The following is a 22,103-nucleotide window of genomic DNA, read 5'->3' as shown; positions in this document are numbered from 1 at the left end:
CTCCGGGGGAGTTTTCACAGGAACGCGTTCTCGATGACCGAGCGGGTGAGCACCGCGGCGGCCGGGCCCCGCTCGACCTCGCGGCCGAGGTTGAGCACCAGCACGTCGTCGCACAGCTCCCGCACGACCGTGAGGCTCTGCTCGGCGATGACCACGGCCATGTCCGTGGTACGCGCGAGCCGGGTCAGTGACTCGACGAGCCCGCTGACCGCGATCGGGGACAGGCCGAGGGAGGGTTCGTCGAGCAGCAGCACCCTCGGCTGGGACACCACGGCCCGCGCAACGGCCAGCGACTGCTGCTGGCCACCGGAAAGCCGGCCGGCCGTGCGGCGGCGCAGGTCGCGCAGCACGGGAAAGAGCTCGTACGCGAAGTCGGTCCGTTCCGTGCGCTTCGCCCGGCCCCGCACCTGCAGGCAACCCGCATGCAAGTGCTCTTCCACGGTCAGCTCGCCGAAGAGCTCGCGCGACTCGGGGACGAACGCGAGCCCGCGGCGGGCCCGGTCCCACGCCGGCACACCGGTGAGGTCTTCGTCGCCGAGCCGGATGGTCCCGGCGTGCGGCGTGACCACGCCGGACAAGGCCTTGAGCAGCGTGCTCTTGCCCGCGCCGTTGGCGCCGACGATGCCGAGGTACCCACCCGCGGCGACCTCGAAGCCGAGGTCGTGCACCACCGGGATCCGCCCGTAACCGGCGTGGATTCCCTGCGCGGAGAACGTCATCGCAGTGCTCCTTCGGCTCCGGGGCCGATGTAGGCGGCGAGCACGTCCGGGCGCCGCAGCACCTCTTCCGGGCCGCCGTCGGCGAGGATCTCGCCCTCGGCCAGCACCACCGTGCGGTCGGCGACCCGCCGGACGAAGCCCATGTCGTGCTCGACGAAGATCACCGTCGCGCCCGAGGACCGGACGTAGTCGAGCACGCGGTCGGCCACCATTTCCTTGTCCTCCACGGGCATTCCGGCACTGATCTCGTCGAGCAGCAGGAGCTCCGGCCGGCTCATCAGCGCGCGGCCGAGGTCCACCAGCCGCCGTTCGGGCGCCGAGAGCAGGTCGACGTTCACCGCGGCCTGGTGCTCGATCTTCAGCTGCGCGAACACTTCGTGGGCCCGGTCGACAAGTTGCCTCTCGTCGGCCAGGAAGCTGCGGCCGCGGAGCACGGCGCCGAGGAACCGGCTGCGCCCCGCGAACGCACCGGTGGCCAGCTGGTCGAGCACCGGCAGGCCGGCCACGAGCCGCGAGTCCTGGAAGGTGCGCCCGATGCCCAGCCCGGCCCGCCGCCACGCACCCACGCGTGTCAAGTCGGCGGAGCCCCGCGTGGTCCGCAAGTTGATCGCGCCCCCGGTCACGGGGACCAGGCCGCTGATCGCGTTGAACAGCGTGGTCTTGCCCGCGCCGTTGGGTCCGACCAGCCCGGTGACCGAGCCGCGCTCCACGGAGAAGCTCACACCGCCCACCGCGACCAGCCCGCCGAAGCGGACGAATACGGAGTCGAGATCGAGGATCGCGTCAGCCACGGCTGCCGCCCGACGAGCGCAGGTTCACCAGCGAGCGCAGCCCACCGGGCCGCAGCACGAGGATCACGAACAGCAGGCCCGCGTTGAGGTAGCTGCCGAAACTCCCGCTGCTGGGCAGGAACTGCTGCACCACCACCATGATCAGCACACCCGTGACCGTGCCCCACACGCTCCCGACGCCGCCGATCACGATCATCGTGAGCAACAGCAACGTCAGCTCGAGCGTGAAGTTCGTCGGCGTGATGAACGTGAGGACCGCGCCCAGCAGCACGCCGCCGAGCCCGCCGAGCAGGCTGCTGAACGCGAACGCCAGCATCCGCGTGAGCGGCACGTTCACGCCCATCGTCGCGGCGGCCTTCTCGTCGGTGCGCACGAGGGCGAACGCGCGGCCGATCTTCGAGCGTGTCATGCGCTGCACCACGATCAGCGCGACCGCCGCGAACACCACGGCGACGAGGTAGGCCTGATCGCCACCGAGGTCGACGAGGATCCCGTTGTCGCCCTGCGTGGGTGGCCACAGCTGGATCGCGAGCAGCGCGGCCTGGGAGAACGCGAGCGTGAGCAGCGCCAGGTACAGATCGCGGGTGCGGATGATGGCGACTCCGATGATGGTGCCCGCCACGGTCGCGGCTACGGCGCCGACGATCAGTCCGCCGACCGGACCGAAGCGAGGCTCGGAAACCGCGTACCCGTAGGCGCCCAACGCCACGAACGCGTTCTGGCAGAAGGCGAACTGCCCCGCCTGCCCGAGCACGACCGTGTACCCGAGCGCGGACACCAGGTACGCGGCGAACAGGCCCACCACGGTCTGGATGTAGCCGCCGCCGACGTCGGCCCACACGGCGACGACCGCCGCGACGAGCACGACCCCGGCCGTGGTCCACAGCGAACCGACGTAGCGCTTCTCGCCGGCCGGCGACGTCACCGTGCTGGGCGTCGGCACGCGCAACCGGCCGAGCCACTTCTCCACCGGCAGCGCGGAATCGCGGACGGCGGCCCGCACTCGGCGGGGGACATTGACAGTGGTCATGCGCGTGCTCCGAACAGTCCGGTGGGCCGCGTCAGCAGGATCACGAGCATCACGCCGAGCGACACGAAGGCGCTGTAGCTCGCCCCGATCGACCCCGACACGACCGACTGCACGACCCCGATCAGCACCCCGCCGACGGCGGCGCCCGGCAGGCTGCCGAACCCACCGAGGACCACGGCGGCGAAGCTGTCGAACGTGTACTGCTGCCCGAGGTCCGGGGACAGCAGGTAGGTCGGGAAGATCAGCGCGCCGCTCATCGCCGCGAGGCCGCCGCCGACGCACCACGCCAGCGTGGAGACCCGCGCCGGGTTCACGCCGACGACCGTGGCGCCGAGGCGGTTGCTCGCGACCAGCCGCATCCGCAGGCCGGCCGATGTGCCGCGCAGCACCAGCGTGAGCCCGGCGACGAGCACGAGGCTCACCACCATGAGCACCACGTCGCTCGCCGACCAGCCGAGCCCCGGCACGATCGGCGAGCGGCCCGCGTAAGGCGTCATCGTCTTGGCCTCGGCCCCGAACGACGACAGGAACAACCCGCCGGCGACCTCGGTGACCGCGATCAGCACGATGATCTGGGCGAGCAGGCTCGCGCCGCGCAGGGGGCGCAACGCGATCTGGTCGACGACCACACCCGAAGCGACGCCCGCGGCGACGGCGCCGAGCATGACCACCCACGCGGGGAACCCGTGCGAGCCGAGCTCCCACGCGACGTAGCCGCCGAGCACCATCTGGCTGCCGTTGGCGAAGTTGACCACGCCGGTGGCGCGGTAGACGAGCGTGAAACCGAGTGAGACGAGGGCTAGGGCGAATCCGTTGACGATTCCGGTGCCGAAAGTGGCGGTGGTGACCATCGATCAGTCCTCACTGGGGCAAGGTCAGTTCGCGGTGAGCTGGTTCTGGGTCGTGTCGCTGCCGAAGAACGAGACCTTGCCGCCGGAGATGCCGTAGAAGTTGGTGCAGGAGTTGCCCTTGTGCGAGGTCGTGGAGAACGCGATGGGGCACGGCAGCTCGGGCGTCGAGAACGGCTTCATCGTCTCCAGGCCGGTGACCAGCCCTTCGGGAGTGGTGTCCTTGGCGTTGCGCAGCCCGGCGATGAACGCCTTGGCCGCCGCGTAGGCCTGCACCGTCCACACGATCGGCTCGGTGGTCGGGTGCTCGGCCTTCCACGCCTTCATGAAGTCGGCCGTGCACGGGTCCCCGACGGGACACGCCAGCGGGGTCAGCGCGTAGTAACGCACCTTCGGGTCCGACTTCGCGAGCTGGTCGAGCGAGGTGTTGGACCCGGCGAACGTGACCAGCGGCAGGTAGGTGGCCTGGTGGATCTCGGCGTTGATCACCGCGGCCATCGGCGGCGCGGTGATACCGAGCAGCACGGCGTCGACGCCGGCGTCCTTCAGGCCCTGCACCTGGCTGGTGGCGTCGGTGGCGTTGGCGGCGATCTTCTGCGTCGAGTCGACGGTGAGGCCGTACTTGGCGAGCGCGTCCTTGGCGCCGGACAGCGCGGCGTCGCCGTACGCGTCGGACTCCACCATCATGCCGATCTTCTTGGCGCCCATGGAGTTCACGAGCTTCGCGATGCCGGTGGCGACGTCGTTGGAGGAGAACGCCGGGGCGAACGTGTACTTGTTGAGCGGCGAGGTGAGCTGCGGGTTGATGCTGCCCGGTGTGTAGAACGGGGTTTTCGTACTGCTCGCGACCTGCATGGTCGACAGCGCGGTGGGCGTGAAGGCGGGCCCGTAGAGCACCGAGACCTTGTCCTGCGTGATGTACTTGCGCGCCACCGTGACGGCGGTCGCCGGGTCGCTCGCGTCGTCGGCGTAGAGCAGTTCGACGGAGTGGCCGTTGACGCCGTTCTTGGTCAGGTCGGCGAAGGCGAGCTTGGCGGAGTCCTGGTAGACCGCGTCGAACGCGGCGTCGGCCCCGGTGAGGCCGAACTGCACGCCGATCTTGATGCTGTCGCTGCTCGACCCGCTCGAGCCGCAGGCCGTGAGCACCGAGGCGGCGGCAGCGACGGCGGCCACCAGCGCGAGTTTTCGGTGCCGCCTGGGAAAAGTCATCATCATTCCTCCGCGTCATTGGTTCGGATGATTCGAGACGACGACGCCGGCGGCGGCGGGGACCAGATCCGCAGGAGGCGCACTGTGAGTGCAGATTTTTACTGTCAACTCAGTCCAGTGTCAAGGCTCTCGCCGTTGCTCTTTGCGCCGGTCAGTGGCATACCTCCTGCTCATGTGGGATGCAACGGTCGTTGCGGAATCGACATCGGGGCCGATTTCGATCTTGGTTTGGAGTGGTCGATGTTTTACTGGTTGAACTGAGGGTAAAACTTGTAGAGTGGCGTTTCACCGTCCGATCGAGTTCCGCCAACCCGACCCCCGCCGGCGCAGGAGCGACACATGGCCTCACCCCCCGAGCAGTCCGACGAGCCGCGCAGCACTTCGGAGGGCGTGCACATCGGCTCGAAGCTGCGCGAATGGCGCCACGAGAGCCGGACGACGCTCACGGAGGTGTCCGAGGCGGTCGGGCTTTCCGTCGGCTACATCAGCCAGGTCGAGCGCGGGCGCGCGAACCCGTCGCTGGAAGCGCTGAAGCGGCTGGCCGACGTGCTCGGCCACACCGTCGGCGAGCTGTTCAGCAACGAGGCGCCGCCCGCGAATCCGTTGCGGTACTCGGTTTCCAAGAGCGGGCAGCGCAAACGCATCCAGTACCCGGGCTCCGGGATCATGAACGAGCTGCTCAGCCCCGATCTGCAGCACCAGATGGAAGTGGTGTGGGTCGAGGCGCCCGTGGGCGCGACCAGCGGCGGGCACCCGCATTCGCACGTCGGCGAGGAGTGCGGCATCGTGCTGTCCGGCGTGATGATCTTCTGGATCGGCGACGACGAGGTGAAACTCGAAGCGGGCGACGCGATCTACCTCGACTCGACGGTGCCACACCGTTGGCACGTCGGGGAAGGCGAACCGCTCAAGGCGGTCTGGCTGATCACGCCGCCCACGTTCTGAGCGTTGTCTACTGTGGACTCACCGCTGGATTGACTTGACCTCCGTGAACTCCTCGACGCCGAGGTAGCCGAACTCGCGGCCGTTGCCGGACTGCTTGTAGCCGCCGAAGGGGGCGAGGACGTTGAACTGGCCCTCGTTGACGTCGACCTGACCGGTGCGCAGCCGGCGCGCGATCGCGAGCGCGCGGGCGGGTTCGCCGAAGACGGCGCCGGTGAGGCCGTAGACGCTGTTGTTGGCGATCGCGACGGCTTCGTCTTCGTCGGTGTAGGTCAGGACGCTGAGGACGGGGCCGAAGATTTCTTCTTGCGCCAGTGCGGAATCCGGGTGGACGTCGGCGAGGATGGTCGGGCGGAAGTAGGCGCCGTGTTCGAGGCCGGGGACGCGGCCGGGGCCGCCGAGGACGAGAGTGGCGCCTTGTTCGAGGCCGCGTTCGACATGGTTGTTGACGCGGGTCCACTGGGTTTCCGACGCGAGCGGGCCGAGCCGGGTGGTCTCCTCGCTGGGGTCGCCGAGGCGGTAGTCCTCGGCCGCTTTCGTGAGCAGGTCGAGGATTTCGTCGCGGCGGGTCGCTGGGACGATCATCCGGGACCACGCGCCGCAGACCTGGCCGGAGTTGGTCCACGCGGTGGTGAGGGTGCGCTCGACGGCGAGCTGCAGGCCGGCGTCGTCGAGGACCACGCTCGCGGATTTGCCGCCGAGTTCGAGGGCCACGCGTTTGACGGTTTCGGCTGCCAGCACCGAAATCCGCTTCCCGACGGCGGTGGAGCCGGTGAAGCTGACCATGTCGATGCCGGGGTGTTTCGCGATGGCCTCGCCGACGACCGGGCCGGTGCCGTAGACGATGTTGACGACGCCGTCGGGAATTTCGGCCGCTTTGACGGCCGCGGCGAGGATCGGCATCGACGTCGGCGCGAGCTCGGCGGGTTTGGCGACGACGGTGTTGCCCGCCAGCAGTGCGGGGGCGAGTTTGGTCATGATCTGCTGGAGCGGGAAGTTCCACGGGGTGATGACGCCGACGACGCCGACGGGTTCGCGTACGACGAGCGAGGTACCCACGGTTTCGGTCCACGCGAAGCCGGCCGCCAGGTCCGCTGTCGAGTCCGCGACGAGCGGCGGCAGACCGGCCTGGGCGGCGCGGGCGAGGCTGATCGGGGCGCCGATCTCGGTGGAGATGGCTTGGGCGAGCTCTTCGTTGCGTTCGCGGAGCTCGTGGGCGAGCGCTTTGAGCCTTTTGGCGCGTTCTTGCGGTGACGTGGCGGCCCACGCGGGCAGGGCCTTCGTTGCCGCGGCGACCGCGCGATCGACGTCTTCCGGGGTGCCGAGCGGCATGTGGGCGACGACCGTGCCGTTGGCGGGGTTGACGACGTCGAGGGTGGTTTCGGCGGGGACGTCCTCGCCGTTGATCCAGTGCTTCATGACTTCGACGGTGCCTGTGGTCGCGGGGCGTAGCCATGTTCGGAATGTCCGTGGCTGAGCGTGGCGTTCGGGCGGAGGATGGAGGGCATGGACCGGCCCGAACTGGCGAAATTCCTGCGCGCGCGACGAGAGGCGCTGCAGCCCGAGGACGTCGGACTGCGCCGCGGCCCGCGCCGCCGTACCAGCGGCCTGCGGCGGGAGGAGGTGGCCGCGTTGAGCGGTGTTTCCAGCGACTACTACAGCCGCATCGAGCAGCAGCGCGGCCCGGTGCCGTCGGAGCAGATCCTGGCCGCGATCGCGCACGGCCTGCACCTCACGCTGGAGGAACGTGACCACCTGTTCCGCCTCGCGGGCCACGGCACGCCCCAGCGCGCCGTCCGCGGCGACCACATCAACGCCGGCCTGATGCGCGTGTTCGACCGCGTGGAGGACACGCCGGCGCAGATCGAGAACGTGCTCGGGGAGACCCTGCGCCAGACCCCGCTCGCGGTGGCGTTGCTGGGTGACGAGACCGCGTACACCGGGCTTTCGCGCGCGCGGGTGTTCCGCTGGTTCACCTCGCCGTCGGCGCGGGAGCGGCTGCCGCCCGAAGATCATGCGCACCACAGCCGCACCCTGGTCGCACGCCTGGCGGAGGTCTTCGCCAAGACGGGCCGCTCTTCCCCGGCGGGCTCGCTGGTCGCCGAGCTGTCCGCGCGCAGCCCCGAGTTCGCCGCCCTGTGGGCCGAACACCCCGTGCTGGGTCCCTACTGCGAGCCGAAACGCCTGCTCCACCCCGAGGTCGGCGCCATCGAGGTCCACGGCCAGACGCTCCTGGACCCCGACCAGTACCAGGCGCTGCTTATCTTCACGGCCGTGCCGGGGACGGAAAGCCACGAGAAGCTTCAGCTGTTGTCGGTGATCGGGGCTCAGCAGCTCTGAACTTCGCCGAGCACCACCGCGAGATCGCGCCGGTTTCTGGGCTGAGCGGTGTGCTCGGCCCCTCGGGCCGAGCACACCGGGAGGGAAGAAACCGGCTCAAAGCGATCTCGCGCGTCTCGGCGGAGCCGAGACAGACAACTCAGTCGGTGCCCGACTCCATCGCGGCGCTGTCCAGGAGCTCGACGTCGTCGGTCTTGCCGCGGGAGGCGATGGCCTGGGCGCCGCCCTCGGGCATGGCGCCGATGAGGCCCGTGGAGGCGGCCTGGGCGGCGCCGATGAGGGCCGGATGGGAGCCGCTGCCGACCATGCCGAGGCCGGCGTACTGCTCGAGCTTCGCGCGGGAGTCGGCGATGTCGAGGTTGCGCATGGTCAGCTGGCCGATGCGGTCGACCGGGCCGAACGCGCTGTCCTCGGTGCGTTCCATCGACAGCTTGTCCGGGTGGTAGCTGAAGGCCGGCCCGGACGTGTCGAGGATCGAGTAGTCCTCGCCGCGCCGCAGGCGGAGCGTGACCTCGCCGGTGATGGCCGTGCCGACCCAGCGCTGCAGCGACTCGCGCAGCATCATGGCCTGCGGGTCGAGCCAGCGGCCCTCGTACATGAGCCGGCCGAGGCGGCGGCCTTCGTTGTGGTAGCTGGCGACGGTGTCCTCGTTGTGGACCGCGTTGACGAGCCGCTCGTACGCCGCGTGCAGCAGCGCCATGCCCGGCGCCTCGTAGATGCCGCGGCTCTTGGCCTCGATGATGCGGTTCTCGATCTGGTCGGACATGCCGAGCCCGTGGCGGCCGCCGATCGCGTTGGCTTCCAGCACGAGGTCGACGGACGTCGCGAACTGCTTGCCGTTGATCGACACCGGCCGGCCGAGCTCGAAGCCGATGGTGACGTCCTCGGGCTCGATCTCGACGCTCGCGTCCCAGAACCGCACGCCCATGATCGGCTCGACGATCTCGATGCCGGTGTCGAGGTGCTCCAGCGACTTGGCCTCGTGGGTGGCGCCCCAGATGTTGGCGTCGGTGGAGTAGGCCTTCTCGGTGCTGTCGCGGTAGGGCAGCCCGTGGGCCACCAGCCACTCCGACATCTCCTTGCGGCCGCCGAGCTCCGTCACGAAGTCCGCGTCGAGCCACGGCTTGTAGATGCGCAGGGCGGGGTTGGCCAGGAGACCGTAGCGGTAGAACCGCTCGATGTCGTTGCCCTTGTAGGTGGAGCCGTCGCCCCAGATCTGGACGTCGTCTTCGAGCATCGCGCGCACCAGCAGCGTGCCGGTGACCGCCCGGCCGAGCGGCGTGGTGTTGAAGTAGCTGCGGCCGCCGGAGCGGATGTGGAACGCGCCGCACGTCAGCGCCGCGAGCCCCTCCTCGACCAGCGCCTCCTTGCAGTCGACCAGCCGCCCGAGCTCCGCGCCGTAGGACGTCGCACGCCCCGGCACCGACTCGATGTCGGGCTCGTCGTACTGCCCGATGTCGGCCGTGTAGGTGCACGGCACGGCGCCTTTGTCACGCATCCACGCCACCGCAACGGACGTGTCGAGGCCACCGGAGAACGCGATGCCGACCCGCTCGCCGACGGGAAGGGAAGTGAGCACCTTGGACATGGGTATGATTATGCATCAGGATGTATGACTGTGCATAGTCGGGGCGGGAAGTCGTGACGCAGATCGCTCCGGAGAGCCTCGCGGACCTGGCCCGACGTGGAAGACGGGTGCCACCCCATGAAGAGGATGACACCCGTCCTTCAGCACAAACCCTCAGACCTCACCCACGCGGATCGAACGGAATCCCCGCAGGCAGCGAGGCCGCCAGGAGGTCGTTGTACCGCGCGTCGTTGATCTTGATCGTCGCCGAGCCGAAGTCGGCGGACATGAGCTTGTCGCGCAGGGCCGTGGAGGGGTAGCCGTCGTAGCCGACGAGCGGGGGGTAGCGCCAGTTGTGGTAGTGGTTCTCCGGCGGTTCGTCGTTGTCGTTGGCCAGGCGGAAGAAGTGCGTGCCCAGGCCGTCCTTGTGGTAGACGACCTTCGGGTGTGAGCCGTCGAAGCGGACCTGCGAGCGCGGGTATGTGACCTGGCTGCTGTGCTGCGTCGTGGTCACGAACTCGACCTGGTTGCTCGCCTGGTTGATCCAGGAGATCACGTGCTCCCAGTCGTGGCGGTGGCCGCCGAGGCCGCTGCCGGCGACGGCCTGGTCCTTCTCGAAGTAGCTGGCGTAGACCACTGCGCACCAGCCGTTGTTGCACTTCGAGCGGGAGTAGGTCTGGGAGTTGTCGAGGTCGGACTGGTCGCGGCAGCTGCCGTTGACCGCGCCGGTGGTGTTGAGGCCCGGGGCGAGCGTGTCGTCCGGGCCGATGGCCGGGGTGGCGTAGCAGCCGTCGGTGTCGTAGTCGTACGCGGGCGAGAACGACTGGTCGTAGCCGCCGGCGTTCTGGGGGAGGTTGTGCGGGGGATCGGCGTACGCAGCGGCCGCCGGGATCACCAGCGCCAGCACGGTGGCGCCGAGGACCGCACCGAGCCGTTTGAAGGTTCGCATAGAGGTCGACCTTCCGAAATGGGGACAGGGCGTTGATCATGCTGGCGCACCCGGCCCCCGCGGAGAAGGAGCTGGACCCGAAAAGCCCGCGACGAAGGTGGGTCGCGGGCCTTTCGGACCGGTGAACTCTCACTCCGCGCGCAGAGATTCCACCTTTGTGATCTGGCGCAGCAGCGGAATCGTGCACGCTGTCACGACGAACACCGCCGCCGCGGCCGCGCCCGCCATGCTCGCGATCAGCCCGCCGTCGAGCTTCAACGGGATGTCCGCCGCGCGCAGGATCGGCAACGTCAGCCCGGTCCCCGTGAGAACCGCCAGCACCACCCCGATCACCACGGGCAGCGCCGTCTGCGCGAACGAACTGCGGGCCAGCACGCCCAGCGGAACACCCGAAGCGGCCAACGCGGCCAACGCCCGGCGCCGCTCGGTGATCTGCTCGACGGCCAGCATCAGCAGGCTCAACGCCGCCACCGCGAGCACGAACAGCGACGCCGTGAGCAGCACCGCCCGGATCGTGCCCAGCACACCGGTCGGCGCGCTCGCGCGCTCGTCCGTGTCCACCTCGACGTGCCAGGTCAGGCTCGCGACGGCGGTCGCCACGCGGTCGCCCAGCTCCGCGGTGGTCCCCGGACCCTTGACGAACACCGTGGTCAGCTCCACCGGCACCGGAAGGCCCGCGATGGCGCTGTCGGTCACCAGCAGCGTGTCGTCGAGGTTGCGCGCTGCCGAGCTCGCCGGCACCCGCACCACGCCCGAAGGGACGGTCCACTGAGGACCACCGGTATCCGAGCTGGACTCCGTGAAGCGCACCGAACCCGTCGGCATGGGGGCGTCGCCCACGGAGAACACCGAACCGTCCACACAGGACGGAAGTTCGGCCCGTAACGCCAGTGCGGCGCAGGACCCGATCTCCACACTGGTCCACTGGTCACCGGAGACCGCCGATGAGCGCCGGATCGTGCCCACCTGCGTCAGCCCGGCGACGCCCGAAACGCGTTGCTGCGCCTCGGCAGCCGTCGCCTTGTCCGCGAGCACGCTCACGTGCGCCGCGCCCGCCCACGACGGATCCGTCTTGGCCTCGGCCGCGTCCGCCGCGAGCAGGGAGTTGAGCACGACCTGCAGCAGGATGCTGCCGGCCACCACCACGACCAGCCCCGAAACGACCCGGCTCGGCGTGCCGCTGTCGAGCTGCAGCCGCCGCACCGCGAGCTGCCACGCGGGCGGCCCGCCGTGCAGCCGGCTCGCGATCCCCTCGACGATCCACGGCAGCAGCACGGTCACGCCCACCAGCAGGAACGCGGAACCCCCGGTGAGCGCGATCAGCACGCTGTCGCTGCTTTGGCCCGGCTCGGTCGCGTACGCCGTGCCGACGAGCAGCACGCCGACGCCGGTGATCACCCAGCGCCACCACATCCGCCTTCGCACGGGCTTACCCTGGCGCACCACGCCGAGCGGCTCCACGATCGTCCGCCGCAGGCCGAACAGCGCCGCTCCGACGGCCAGCGCGGGCACGAGCACCACCACCAGCACCGCGAGCGGCCACGGCGGCACGAAGTCCTCGCCGAACACGCGGTAGCCGAACAGGTCGAGTGAACTGAGCGTCGGACGCACCGCGAGGAACAGCGCCACGCCTAGCACCAGGCCGATCGTCGCGCCCAGCAACGACTCCCCGGCCGCGACCCAGCGGATCTGCCGCGCGTCCACACCGAGCAGCCGCAGCGCCGCCAGCCGCTGGTCGCGCTGTGCCGCCCCCATCCGCGACGCCGTGGTCACGAAGATCAGCAGCGGCAGCAGCAGCGCGATCACCACCGGCAGCACCGCGATGAGCGTCGTCGTCGCCACTGCGATCCGCGGCGGCTCCCCGCCGCCGAAGCCGTAGACGGTCTCTACGTCCGGGTTCGACTTCGCGTCGGCGACCGTGGTGCCGTACCACGCGGTGATCTCGCCGGCGTCGACGAGTCCGGGCTTGGTGATCGTGCCCGACGGCGCCGCGGGAAGGCGGGCACGCAGCCCGGCGCCGTCCGGCTCGGCGAGCAGGCGCGCGAGCTCGGGCGACACGATGAGCTCACCTGGTTTCGGCACCGCGCTCAGCCCGGGTGGTACCGGCGCGTGCGGTCCCTCGGCAGCGACGGAGTGGATGTCCACGAACTGGTTGCCCCGGATCGCCGACCACTTGACGACGTACAGCGGGTCGACGCCGGGATTCGGCTGCGTGATCTCGGCGGTCGCGGCCGCGCGGTCCTCCCGCGCGTCGACGACCGAGCTCACCGACGCCGCCGGCAGCAGCACTGCGACGACGAGCCCGATGCCCACCGCCGTCATCGTGAGGCGCAGCAGCGCCTGTCCCGACATCCGGCCGCCCCCGACGGCCAGCCGGAGGCCGAGAAGGAGGTTCGCGATCACTGCGCGAACTCCCGATCCGCCACGCGCCCGTCGCGCACCACGATCTCGTGGTCCGAGTACGCGGCGACGCGCGCTTCGTGCGTCACGAGCACGACGGCCGCGTTGGTCTGCCGCGCGGCCTCGGTGAACATGCGCATGACCTTCTCGCCGTTGAGCGAGTCGAGCGCGCCCGTCGGCTCGTCGGCGAAAACCACCTTCGGCTGGGTCACGAGCGCGCGGGCCACGGCGATGCGCTGCCCCTGCCCGCCCGAGACGTCGCCCGGGCGCTTGTCCGCGACGTCGGACACCTGCAGCCGCTCGAGCCACTCGCGCGCGACGCCCTCGGCCTGGCGCCGCCCGACCTTCGCCAGGCGCAGCGGCAGCGCGACATTCTCCAGGCACGTCAGCTCCGGCACGAGCTGCCCGAACTGGAACACGAAGCCGAACTCCGTGCGCCGCAACGCACTGCGCTCGCGGTCGCTCATGGCGACGAGGTCGCGGCCGCCGTAGGTAATGGTGCCGGCGTCGGGGCGGACGATGCCGGCGAGGCAGTGCAGCAGCGTCGACTTGCCGGAGCCCGACGGGCCCATGATCGCGAGCACCTCCCCGGCCGCGACGGACACGCCGGCGCCGCGCAGCGCCTGTGTCGGGCCGAACGCCTTCTCCAGACCATCGGCGACGAGCAGGGGTTCCGTCATGACCGCACCTCGCTCGCCAGTTCGTCGAGGCGCGCGGCCGTGAGCTCGAGCCAGCGCAGGTCGGCTTCGAGGTGGAACAGCGCGTGGTCGCAGATCAGCTGCGTCGCGAGGTCGCCCTCACGCTTGCGGCGTGTGAGCTCGCGCATCATTTCGAGGTGCTTGCTGCGTTGCGCGTCCAGCACGGTCGTGGCGCTGCGTCCGGACAGCAGAGCCAGCACGACCTTGGTGTAGAGCGTGTTCTGCAGGTACGGCTCGGGGTTCTCCGGCGTCGCGAGCCAGTGTTCGACGTCGGTGATGCCGGCGTCGGTGATCGTGTAGCGCTTGCGCTCCGGCCCGTCGCCGGCCTCGACGCCCGCGACCTCCACGAGGCCGTTTTTGAGCAGGCGCGAGAGTGTGGCGTAGACCTGCCCGTAGGCGAGTGGCCGGTCTTGGCCGAACTGTTCGTCGTACGCGCGTTTCAGGTCGTACCCGTGCCGCGGTCCTGGCTCGAGCAAGGCGAGCAGGGTGGTCCCCACTGACATGTCTGGTCCCCTTCGGATGATCGCTATACATCGAGACTATACATTGCGTGTATACGCAGGTGATCGGGGTGTGTCCGATTTGCTCGGTGGCGGTCCGTGAACGGCTTGGTGACGCCCAGGTGGACGACCCTTGCGGTGGTGGGGACCACCGTGGGTGGGCGTGTGAGCTGTCTGTATGCTTCCGCATCGCTTGACTGGGTGGATTCTCACCTGATTGGTGGCCGTCGTGATCGGGGTGTGTTTTCTCACGCGGCTCCGACTTTCTGGTTCGGGCTTGGATGGGAGAACAGATGCAGGTCAGGTCAGGTCTGGTGCGAGGCGGGATCGCGGCTGCCGCCGCGGCCGTCGCGCTGATGGCGGCCGCTCAGGGCGCCACCGCGGACACCGGCACGAAGGCTGAAGACGGCGCGGCTCGTGGGCGTCTCGTCCCGGGCGCGTTCACCAACGGCTTCGGTGTCAACCTGAACGAGAACGGCAAGGACCACTACTACGACACGGTCCTGTTCGGTCTCAAGCTCTCCGACGGCAGCACGCTGAAGCTGTACTGCGTCGAGATCGAGACGAACATCGACGAGCAGCAGGACATGCTCGAGACGCCGTGGGACAAGTACCCGAACCCGGACTCGCCGTTCAACAAGAACAACGCGAAGATCAACTGGGTCCTGCACCACGGCTTCCCGACCGAGGACCTCAAGGGCATCGAGGCCGAGCTGCAGGGCGTCACGCTGCACGATGGCCTCTCGCAGGCCGAGGCCATCGCCGCCACGCAGGCCGCCGTCTGGCACTTCAGCGACGGCAAGGAGATCGACCGCGACAAGCCGGTGCAGTTCGGCAACGCGGACAACGGCGCCGACGTGCTCGCGCTGTACGACTACCTGACCGGCAGCGACAACGTCGGCATCGGCCAGCAGCCGAAGCCGTCGCTGAGCATCACCCCGGCCTCGGCCAAGGGTGAAGCCGGCACCAAGATCGGCCCGTTCACCATCGCCACCACCGGTGACATCACCGACCTCACCACGCAGCTGCCCGACGGCGTCAAGCTCGCCGACGCCGACGGCAAGGCCGTGACGGAGGGCGAGGTCAAGGACGGCACCAAGCTGTACCTCGACGTTCCCAAGGACGCCAAGGCCGGCACCGCCGAGCTGGCGCTCAAGGCCGTCGGCCACCTCGACACCGGCCGCCTCTTCGTGGGCGAGAACTACGCCAAGCACCCGGCGCAGTCGCTGATCGTCGCGGAGTCGCAGAAGACCACGGTCGACACCTCGGCCACCGCCACCTGGACCGAAGCCGGCGTCACCCCGCCGACCACCCCGGCGGCGCCCGCCACCACCCCGGCCGCCCCGGCCGGCGGCTCGGCACCCCTGGCGAACACCGGCGTGGACGCCTCGCTGCCCATCGGCATCGGCGCGGCCCTCGTCCTGGCCGGCGGCGCGATGCTGGTGCTGGTGCGCCGTCGTCGTAGCAACGCCTGATTGTTTTAGCTGAACGAAGAAGCGGGGCTGGTCCATTGTGGACCGGCCCCGCTTTCTTGTGGTCAGGGGATTTTCAACCGACGATCACTTCGGTGATCACACCCTCGTTCGCCACCAGGCGCACGCGGTTGTGCAGCATCGCCGCGTCGCGGGCGTGGGCGCTCGGCTGCTGGATGAGGAAACCGTGGCGGCTCAGCTCGATCACGGCCTTGCGGATCGGCATCCCGACGACGTCGGTCGGGCGAAAGTTCGGATCTCGCGGTGGTCCGCCGTCGCGGATGCCCTTGTGGCCCATGGGACCACGGTACTCAGAGCCGGTCCGCGTCCACGATCGCTTGGGTGAAGTCCGCAGGGGCTTCCTGGGGGACGTTGTGGCCGATGCCGGGCAGGACGCGGTGGTCGTACTTGCCCGTGAACTGGCCGCGGTACCCCGAGCCGTCGGCGGCGGTGCCGTCGAAGTCGCTGGCGACGGTGATGGTGGGCAGGGCGATCTTGGGGCTTTGCTGGAGCTGGGCTTCGAGCCGGTCGTACTGCGGTTCGCCGTGGGCGAGGCCCAGGCGCCAGCGGTAGTTGTGGACCACGATGGCCACGTGGTCCGGGTTGGTGAACGACTGGGCGGTGCGCTGGTAGGTCGCGTCGTCGAAGTGCCACTTCGGGGAGACGGTCTGCCAGATGAGCTTGTTGAACTCGTCGGTGTTGCGCGTGTAGCCGAGCACGCCACGTTCGGTCGAGAAGTAGTACTGGTACCACCAGCCGAGCTCGGCGGCGGGCGGCAGCGGGTCGCGCTGCGTCTTCAGATTGGTGATGAGGTACCCGCTCACGAGCACCAGCGCCTTGCATCGTTGCGGCCACAGCGCGGCCACCGCGCCGGCCGTGCGCGAGCCCCAGTCGAAGCCGCCGATCACGGCCTTCGGGATCTTCAGCGCGTCCATCAGCGCGATGACGTCGGCGGCGACGGCGGACTGCTGGGCGTTGCGGAACGTCGAACCCGAGCGGAACGTCGTGGTCCCGTAGCCGCGCAGGTACGGCACGATGACGCGGTAGCCCTGAGCCGCCAGCGCGGGCGCGACGTCGACGTAGCTGTGGATGTCGTACGGCCACCCGTGCAGCAGGAGCACCACCGGTCCGTTCGCGGGGCCGGCCTCCGCGTAGCCGATGTTCAGCACGCCGGCCCGCGCCTGCTTGAGCGGCCCGAAGGACGTGTGCCCAGTGGCCGCCGCGGCCGCAGCCGCAGCCGGAGACGCGACGCCGGCGACCGATGCCGTTGCCACGCCGGCGGCGAGTACCTGCGAAAACTGTCTCCTGCTGATCATCCGAAAACACTCCTGAGCTCGAAACCTTTTTCCGCGTTGTGACGGTAGGCAGTGGCGGGGTGGCTTCGCGCCCGTCAGGTGACGCCGTGGGTGTACGTCATCCCTCGCGGCGCAGCGCGGCACCCAGCTCGCCGCGGGCGCTGATGCCGAGCTTCGGGAAGATCCGGTGCAGGTGCGTGCTCACGGTCCGGTGCGACAGGTACAGCCGCTGTCCGATCTCCCGGTTCGTGAGCCCCTCCGCGGCCAGCTGCGCGATGTTCAGCTCGTGCGCCGTGAGGTCACCCAGCGCGTCCGGCTCGCGGTCCGGCGTCGCCTCGCCCGCGGCGCGCAGCTCGCGAGCGGCCCGATCGCTGGACGCCGTGACGCCCAGTGCGTCGAACGTCTCCCGCGCCGCCCGCAGCACCGGCCGCGACTCCGCCGCCCGGCGACGCCGGCGCAGCCACTCGCCGAACGCGAGCTGCAGCCGTCCGCGTTCGAGCGGCCAGCCCGTGAGATCGGCCTGCAACGCGACGCGGAACAGCTCCTCCGCGTCCTCGTCGGAGGCGAGCACGGCGCGGGCGTAGCGCAGGCCGTGGTGCAGCGCGGGGGACGTCGTCGGGGCCTGTTCGAGCTCGGTGATCAGGCCGCGCACCACGTCGGCGCGATCGCAGTGGACGGCCGCCTCCGCCAGCTCGGCGACCACGTAACAGCGCAGCGCCAGCTGGTACGCGGGGTCTGCGGGATCGAAGACGCGCAACAACGCGGCCACGGCGTCCGCGTGCCGGCCCGCGCCGAGGGCGGCCAGACCGCGGGCGAGCTGCACCGTGGCCAGCACCGGCCGCGCGCCCGCCGCGAGGCCCACACGTTCGGCCTCCGCGGCGAGCTTCTCGGCCAGCTCGTGGTCCCCGCGTAACGCCGCGATCTCCGCCTGCACCGCCCTGGCCAGGCCGACCATGTACGGCTGGCGCGTCTCGTGCGCCAGCCGGCCGGCTTCTTCCGCGGCGGGCAACGCGGCCGCCAGATCGCCGAGCCGGGCGTGGCTCCAGGCCTGCACGGCCAGTGCGCGGCTCAGCAACCCGAGCCGGCCTTCGGCGCGGAGACCCGGTTGCGCGGCCAGGGAGAACCGGGCCGCGAGGTCGAACGCGCCCACCTGCAGCGCGGCGCTGCCGAGGAACCGGATCACGGTCGGGTCGGTGGTTCGGTCCGCCAGCTCACGCAACGCGGCCACCACCTCCGCCCCGCGCGTCAACGGCGTCACGTACGCCGCGATCGCCACCATCCGCGGGTCGGCCGGGTCGACGGGCAGCTCGTCGGCGATCGCGGTGATGCGTTCGCGCGCCAGCGCGCCGGGTTCGATCCAGAAGCAGCGCATGGCGGTGCTCCAGAAGATCCGCATGGCCAGGTCGAGATCACCGTCCCGGGCGACGGTGCCCGCCAGCGTCGCCAGCTCCGACGCGCCGGCGGCACCTTCGCGGACGCCGTCGTCGAACCCGGTCGGCAGCCACGTGACCAGGGCTCGTTGGCGCGGGGTGAGGTGCATTGTGGACGCTGCTGCCAGCAGCCGGTCGACCACGTCACGTCGGCCGGATTCGACGGCGAGGTCGGCGGCCTGGAGCATCCGATCGGCCCGGCGCAGGTCGGTCTCGCTGAGGCGCGCGGCTTCTTCCAGCGCCGCGATCGCCGCCGCGACGCCGCCCCGGCGTCGAGCGTCACCCGCGGCTGCTTCCAGTTCGGCCGCGACGGTTTCGTCGGTCCCGGTGGTGGCCGCCGCCCGGTGCCACGCCCGCCGTCCGGGCTCGGTCAACGTCGCGGCCAACGCGTGGTGCGCGGCGCGACGAGCGGCGGGTGTCGCCGACCGGACGATGGCGGCTCGGGTCATCGCGTGCCGGAACGTCACGCTCGTCGCGTCCACCTCGACGAGCCCCGCGGCCGGCCCGAGCGCGTCCGTGCCGGTGGCCTTGAGGGTTTCGGCCAGCGAGGTGCTGTCGTTGAGCGCCGCGACGAGGAGGTTCGTGCGCGTCGCTTCCGGCAGCTCGGCCACGCGAGCGGCGAAGGCGTGGTCCAGCGGGCCGGTGCGGGCGGCGGGCAGTTCGGTGAGCGCGAGGGGGTTGCCGGCGGCGTCTTGCAGAATCCGCTTGCGGGCTTCCGAGGCGAGATCCGGGGCGACGTGGTCGAGGAGCTCCTCGGCGTCCTCCGGCGGCAAGGGGCGCAGCGTGAGGGAAGGGAGGTCGTCGAGGCGGGTGGGTTCGTCGTCGCGGGCCGTTGCGATCAGGACGACGGGCTCGGACTCGACGCGGCGGGCCAGGAAAGCGAGCACGTCCTGGGTTGCACGGTCGAGCCAGTGGACGTCTTCCAGCAACAGGACCAGCGGCGTGGTGGCGGCTGTCTCGCTGAGGAGGTTGAGCACGGCGAGGCCGACGAGATAGGCCTGCGGCGCCGGGCCGTCGACGAGGCCGAGCGCGGTGCGCAGAGCCGTGCGCTGGGTGGCCGGGAGGGCGGTGGTGGTGTCACGGAGGGGGTAGAGGAGCTGGTTGAGGCCGGCGTAGGGGAGGTGCTGCTCGGGCTCCGCGCCCGTTGCGGTCAGGATCGTCGTGCGCGACGGGCCGAGCTGCCGGCGGACGGTGGCGACGAGAGCGGACTTGCCGACGCCCGGTTCGCCCCGCACCAGCAACGTGCCGCCGCGCTCGCCGACGCCGTCGACCAGCTCCGCCAGGCGTTTCTGCTCCAGCTCCCGTCCGAACAGGACTGAACTCCTTCCCTCGGCCACGCTAGGGCAACGGCTCGTCGCGGGCGGTGATCCACAGGCAGTACCACTCTTCGTGGGTGAGGGCCGGTTCGCGGTTCACGGCGTCGCCGCACGCACGGATGCGTTCGGGCCGGGTGCTCCCGAGTACCGGGGCGATCCGCGCCGGGTGGCGCATCAGCCACCAGAGGACGATGGTTTCCGGCGTGGTGTCGTGGTGGGCGGCGAGTTCCTTCACCAGCTGGGCGGTGGCCTCTTCGACCGGGGTCGCCTGGCGTCCCGTGTAGACACCCTGAGCCAGCGAACCCCAGGACTGGAGCTGAATCCCGTGCTCCACGCAGTATTCGAGGGTGCCGTGGGGAAAGCCGTTGGCGGCGGCCGTCGAGGTGTTCACCAGCACACCCGACTCGACCCAGTCCCGGCGCGCGAGGCTCATCTCCAGCTGGTTGGCCACCAACGGAAAGTCCATACGCGACCGCAAAGCGGCGATCTGGGCGGCGCTCATGTTCGACACGCCGAAGTGCCGGACCAGCCCGTCCTCACGCAGGCGGTGCAACGCCTCCGCGACCTCGCCGAGGTCGGCCAGCGGGTCGGGCCGGTGCAGCAGCAGCACGTCGACGTACTCGGTGCGCAGCCGTTCGAGGCTCTGCGCGAGGCGGGCCACGATGCTCGCGCCGCGCAGGTCGTAGAAGCCGCCGTCGAGCCGGATCCCGCACTTGGTCTGGAGCACGATCCGCTCCCGCAGGCCCGGCGTGCGCGCGAGCACCTCGCCGAACACGGCCTCCGCCTTGCCGTGGCGGTAGATGTCCGCGTGGTCGAAGGCGGTCACGCCGATGTCGAGCGAGGCGGTGATTGCCGCCTCGGCGGCATAGACGTCGGCGGGCGCGTACGGTGCCGGGTCCCAGCTGCCGCCGAGACCCATGCAGCCGTACCACGCCGGGGGCGCGGGGGCGGTGATCGTGTCCACCCGCGCGAGTGTAATCAGCGAAGGAAGCGGAACGCCGCCCGAAGCTCTTTCGAGAACAGCTCCGGCTGCTCCCACGCGGCGAAATGGCCGCCGTTGTCGACCTGGTTGTAGTAGCGCAGGTCGTGGTAGGCGCGCTCGGCCCAGCTGCGCGGCGCGCGGTAGAGCTCGCCGGGGAACACGGTCACGGCGGCGGGGATCGAGACGTCGACGGCGTTGAAGTTGTTCGCGTTGTTCTCCCAGTACAGCTGCGAGGACGACACGGCCGTGTTGGTGACCCAGTAGAGGGTGATGTCGTCGAGCATCTCGTCGCGCGTGAGCACCTTCTCGGGCACGCCGCCGCTATACGTCCACGCCGCGAATTTGTCGTACATCCACGCCGCGAGGCCCGCGGGCGAGTCGGCCAGCCCGAAGCCGACGGTCTCCGGGCGGGTCACCATCATCGCCGAGTAGCCGGAGCCGCGCGTGTAGAGGGCGTTGAGCGAGTCGAACGCCGCACGCTCCTCAGTGGACAGACCCGCCGGCGCGGGACCACCGTCGGTGAGGATCTTCGCGATCTCCGGCGGCACGGTCGCGGGCATGTTCACGTGGATGCCTCGTAGGCCGGAGGGTCGCTGCGCCGCCATCACGTCCGACACGACCGAACCCCAGTCGCCGCCCTGCGAGACGTACTCGTTGTAGCCCAGGCGTTTCATGAGCACGTCCCACGCCCGCGCGATGCGCGCCGGGCCCCAGCCGGTGGCGGTGGGCTTGCCGGAGAAGCCGTAGCCGGGCATCGAGGGGATGACGACGTGGAACGCGTCGGCCGCGCTGCCGCCGTGGCGCGTCGGGTCGGTCAGCGGGCCGATCACCTTGAGCATTTCGAGGACCGACCCCGGCCAGCCGTGCGTGATGACGATCGGCAGCGCGTTCTCGTGCTTCGAGCGGATGTGCAGGAAGTGGATGTCGAGGCCGTCGATCTCCGTGGTGAACTGCGGGAGGGAATTGAGCTTCGCCTCGACCTTGCGCCAGTCGTAACGGGTGGTCCAGTACTTCACGAGGTCCTGGACGCGTTGGAGCTGCAGGCCCTGCGAATCGTCGGGGACGGTCTCTTTCGTCGGCCACCGCGTGGCGCGCAGCCGGTTGCGCAGGTCGGTGAGGTCGCGCTGTGGCACGTCGATGCGGAAGCGGCGGATGGCGCTGGGCCCGGCCGTGGTGTTCGCGGCCGTTGCGGCGTTCGCGGTCCCGGCCAGCAGCGTCGACGCACTGGCCGCAACGGCAAGCGCCCCCGCCGACGTGGCGAGGAACCTCCGCCGGGAATGCTCGGACGTGTTCTCGGACATCACTGTTTCTCCTCAAGGGGAAAGAATGCGGACCGGACGGCCGTTTCCGACGCTAGCCGTTCTTGATCATCGCGGCCAGCGCCCGCATCCTGCCTCGAAAAGATGGCGATTTCCGTTGCTTTTCTGGCGTTATTCGTGGGTGGGTATTACGGAGTTCTTGCGCTGTCGGCGCCTCGAAACCCGTCGCCACGTGCGGATAGGCCGATCTTCGAGGTCGAGAAGGACGGCGCCGATCGAACGCGCTCGGCCACATTGGACGCTGCGGGCGCGGTCCGGATCCCGCCCGGAAGGCCTTACCCGGCGCCAAGTTTCCC

19 protein-coding genes are annotated in these 22,103 nt (G+C 70.2%); 3 read left to right on the top strand and 16 right to left on the bottom strand.

From position 1 onward, the window contains the following. Positions 1-14: 14 nt before the first annotated feature. From AB0H62_RS44085 to AB0H62_RS44065, 5 genes are read right to left on the bottom strand one after another with little or no spacing between them, the layout of a single operon-like run. Positions 15-719 (bottom strand): ABC transporter ATP-binding protein, encoded by a 705-nt coding sequence (locus tag AB0H62_RS44085; RefSeq protein WP_220244209.1) that lies wholly within the window; start codon positions 717-719, stop codon positions 15-17. Then, entirely contained in the window at positions 716-1,510 is a 795-nt protein-coding gene (locus AB0H62_RS44080) for an ATP-binding cassette domain-containing protein (RefSeq protein WP_360592244.1), read from the bottom strand. Before AB0H62_RS44080 ends, AB0H62_RS44085 begins: the two co-directional genes overlap by 4 nt. After that, positions 1,503-2,540: a branched-chain amino acid ABC transporter permease gene (locus tag AB0H62_RS44075; RefSeq protein ID WP_360592243.1), complete on the bottom strand. Its 1,038-nt coding sequence runs from the start codon at positions 2,538-2,540 to the stop codon at positions 1,503-1,505. The genes AB0H62_RS44080 and AB0H62_RS44075 overlap by 8 nt, the downstream gene beginning before the upstream one ends. Continuing rightward, a complete protein-coding gene (locus AB0H62_RS44070) occupies positions 2,537-3,391 on the bottom strand; it encodes a branched-chain amino acid ABC transporter permease (RefSeq protein WP_360592242.1) in 855 nt (284 codons plus the stop codon). The genes AB0H62_RS44075 and AB0H62_RS44070 overlap by 4 nt, the downstream gene beginning before the upstream one ends. 24 nt (positions 3,392-3,415) lie before the next feature. After that, positions 3,416-4,597 (bottom strand): ABC transporter substrate-binding protein, encoded by a 1,182-nt coding sequence (locus AB0H62_RS44065; RefSeq protein ID WP_360592241.1) that lies wholly within the window; start codon positions 4,595-4,597, stop codon positions 3,416-3,418. Positions 4,598-4,936: 339 nt separating this feature from the next. On the opposite strand from AB0H62_RS44065, the gene AB0H62_RS44060 reads away from it, so the two are divergent. Beyond that, positions 4,937-5,542, top strand: a complete 606-nt coding sequence (locus AB0H62_RS44060) for an XRE family transcriptional regulator (protein ID WP_220244204.1) — start codon at positions 4,937-4,939, stop codon at positions 5,540-5,542. An 18-nt stretch (positions 5,543-5,560) separates the two neighbouring features. Here AB0H62_RS44060 and AB0H62_RS44055 read toward each other — a convergent pair whose 3' ends face one another. Beyond that, complete coding sequence (locus tag AB0H62_RS44055) at positions 5,561-6,958, bottom strand: aldehyde dehydrogenase family protein (protein WP_360592240.1); 1,398 nt, start codon at positions 6,956-6,958, stop codon at positions 5,561-5,563. Positions 6,959-7,045: 87 nt separating this feature from the next. On the opposite strand from AB0H62_RS44055, the gene AB0H62_RS44050 reads away from it, so the two are divergent. After that, complete coding sequence (locus AB0H62_RS44050; RefSeq protein WP_360592239.1) at positions 7,046-7,879, top strand: helix-turn-helix transcriptional regulator; 834 nt, start codon at positions 7,046-7,048, stop codon at positions 7,877-7,879. Between the two features lie 139 nt (positions 7,880-8,018). Here the strand turns inward: AB0H62_RS44050 and argG are convergent, their stop codons facing one another. The 5 genes from argG to AB0H62_RS44025 form a co-directional block, all read right to left on the bottom strand. Continuing rightward, complete coding sequence (argG, locus tag AB0H62_RS44045; RefSeq protein WP_220244201.1) at positions 8,019-9,467, bottom strand: argininosuccinate synthase; 1,449 nt, start codon at positions 9,465-9,467, stop codon at positions 8,019-8,021. Positions 9,468-9,627: 160 nt separating this feature from the next. Next, the gene (locus tag AB0H62_RS44040; protein ID WP_360592238.1) at positions 9,628-10,395 is read right to left on the bottom strand and encodes an NPP1 family protein; all 768 of its coding nucleotides are present in this window, start codon (positions 10,393-10,395) and stop codon (positions 9,628-9,630) included. Positions 10,396-10,524: 129 nt separating this feature from the next. Continuing rightward, positions 10,525-12,798 (bottom strand): FtsX-like permease family protein, encoded by a 2,274-nt coding sequence (locus tag AB0H62_RS44035; protein ID WP_360592237.1) that lies wholly within the window; start codon positions 12,796-12,798, stop codon positions 10,525-10,527. Continuing rightward, entirely contained in the window at positions 12,795-13,475 is a 681-nt protein-coding gene (locus AB0H62_RS44030) for an ABC transporter ATP-binding protein (protein ID WP_220244198.1), read from the bottom strand. The genes AB0H62_RS44035 and AB0H62_RS44030 overlap by 4 nt, the downstream gene beginning before the upstream one ends. Then, complete coding sequence (locus AB0H62_RS44025) at positions 13,472-13,996, bottom strand: PadR family transcriptional regulator (RefSeq protein ID WP_220244197.1); 525 nt, start codon at positions 13,994-13,996, stop codon at positions 13,472-13,474. Before AB0H62_RS44025 ends, AB0H62_RS44030 begins: the two co-directional genes overlap by 4 nt. Before the next feature lie 290 nt (positions 13,997-14,286). On the opposite strand from AB0H62_RS44025, the gene AB0H62_RS44020 reads away from it, so the two are divergent. After that, positions 14,287-15,468: a thioester domain-containing protein gene (locus AB0H62_RS44020; protein WP_220244196.1), complete on the top strand. Its 1,182-nt coding sequence runs from the start codon at positions 14,287-14,289 to the stop codon at positions 15,466-15,468. 73 nt (positions 15,469-15,541) lie between these two features. Here AB0H62_RS44020 and AB0H62_RS44015 read toward each other — a convergent pair whose 3' ends face one another. From AB0H62_RS44015 to AB0H62_RS43995, 5 genes are all read right to left on the bottom strand, one after another. Next, positions 15,542-15,763: a hypothetical protein gene (locus AB0H62_RS44015; RefSeq protein ID WP_220244195.1), complete on the bottom strand. Its 222-nt coding sequence runs from the start codon at positions 15,761-15,763 to the stop codon at positions 15,542-15,544. Positions 15,764-15,776: 13 nt separating this feature from the next. Then, positions 15,777-16,781 carry an alpha/beta hydrolase gene (locus tag AB0H62_RS44010; protein WP_360592236.1) on the bottom strand — a complete coding sequence of 335 codons (1,005 nt, stop codon included), beginning with the start codon at positions 16,779-16,781 and terminating at the stop codon, positions 15,777-15,779. Positions 16,782-16,878: 97 nt separating this feature from the next. Beyond that, positions 16,879-19,527, bottom strand: a complete 2,649-nt coding sequence (locus AB0H62_RS44005) for an AAA family ATPase (RefSeq protein WP_360592235.1) — start codon at positions 19,525-19,527, stop codon at positions 16,879-16,881. Position 19,528: 1 nt separating this feature from the next. Beyond that, positions 19,529-20,470, bottom strand: coding sequence for an aldo/keto reductase (locus AB0H62_RS44000; protein ID WP_360592234.1), 942 nt, complete (start codon positions 20,468-20,470; stop codon positions 19,529-19,531). A gap of 14 nt (positions 20,471-20,484) precedes the next feature. Then, positions 20,485-21,789, bottom strand: coding sequence for an epoxide hydrolase family protein (locus AB0H62_RS43995; protein ID WP_220244192.1), 1,305 nt, complete (start codon positions 21,787-21,789; stop codon positions 20,485-20,487). Positions 21,790-22,103 lie beyond the last annotated feature (314 nt).

Origin of the sequence: Amycolatopsis sp. NPDC050768 (genome assembly GCF_040654155.1) — a bacterium.
Lineage (GTDB): Bacteria > Actinomycetota > Actinomycetes > Mycobacteriales > Pseudonocardiaceae > Amycolatopsis.
This window is presented reverse-complemented; position numbering and strand designations above follow the sequence as displayed.

Excerpts from the sequence above, each read along its gene's own strand:
- AB0H62_RS44085 (WP_220244209.1), bottom strand. The coding sequence starts at position 719 with ATGACGTTCTCCGCGCAGGGAATCCACGCCGGTTACGGGCGGATCCCG.
- AB0H62_RS44075 (WP_360592243.1), bottom strand. The coding sequence starts at position 2,540 with ATGACCACTGTCAATGTCCCCCGCCGAGTGCGGGCCGCCGTCCGCGAT.
- AB0H62_RS44070 (WP_360592242.1), bottom strand. The coding sequence starts at position 3,391 with ATGGTCACCACCGCCACTTTCGGCACCGGAATCGTCAACGGATTCGCC.
- AB0H62_RS44065 (WP_360592241.1), bottom strand. The coding sequence starts at position 4,597 with ATGACTTTTCCCAGGCGGCACCGAAAACTCGCGCTGGTGGCCGCCGTC.
- AB0H62_RS44060 (WP_220244204.1), top strand. The coding sequence starts at position 4,937 with ATGGCCTCACCCCCCGAGCAGTCCGACGAGCCGCGCAGCACTTCGGAG.
- AB0H62_RS44055 (WP_360592240.1), bottom strand. The coding sequence starts at position 6,958 with ATGAAGCACTGGATCAACGGCGAGGACGTCCCCGCCGAAACCACCCTC.
- AB0H62_RS44050 (WP_360592239.1), top strand. The coding sequence starts at position 7,046 with ATGGACCGGCCCGAACTGGCGAAATTCCTGCGCGCGCGACGAGAGGCG.
- argG (WP_220244201.1), bottom strand. The coding sequence starts at position 9,467 with ATGTCCAAGGTGCTCACTTCCCTTCCCGTCGGCGAGCGGGTCGGCATC.
- AB0H62_RS44040 (WP_360592238.1), bottom strand. The coding sequence starts at position 10,395 with ATGCGAACCTTCAAACGGCTCGGTGCGGTCCTCGGCGCCACCGTGCTG.
- AB0H62_RS44030 (WP_220244198.1), bottom strand. The coding sequence starts at position 13,475 with ATGACGGAACCCCTGCTCGTCGCCGATGGTCTGGAGAAGGCGTTCGGC.
- AB0H62_RS44025 (WP_220244197.1), bottom strand. The coding sequence starts at position 13,996 with ATGTCAGTGGGGACCACCCTGCTCGCCTTGCTCGAGCCAGGACCGCGG.
- AB0H62_RS44020 (WP_220244196.1), top strand. The coding sequence starts at position 14,287 with ATGCAGGTCAGGTCAGGTCTGGTGCGAGGCGGGATCGCGGCTGCCGCC.
- AB0H62_RS44015 (WP_220244195.1), bottom strand. The coding sequence starts at position 15,763 with ATGGGCCACAAGGGCATCCGCGACGGCGGACCACCGCGAGATCCGAAC.
- AB0H62_RS44010 (WP_360592236.1), bottom strand. The coding sequence starts at position 16,781 with ATGATCAGCAGGAGACAGTTTTCGCAGGTACTCGCCGCCGGCGTGGCA.
- AB0H62_RS43995 (WP_220244192.1), bottom strand. The coding sequence starts at position 21,789 with ATGTCCGAGAACACGTCCGAGCATTCCCGGCGGAGGTTCCTCGCCACG.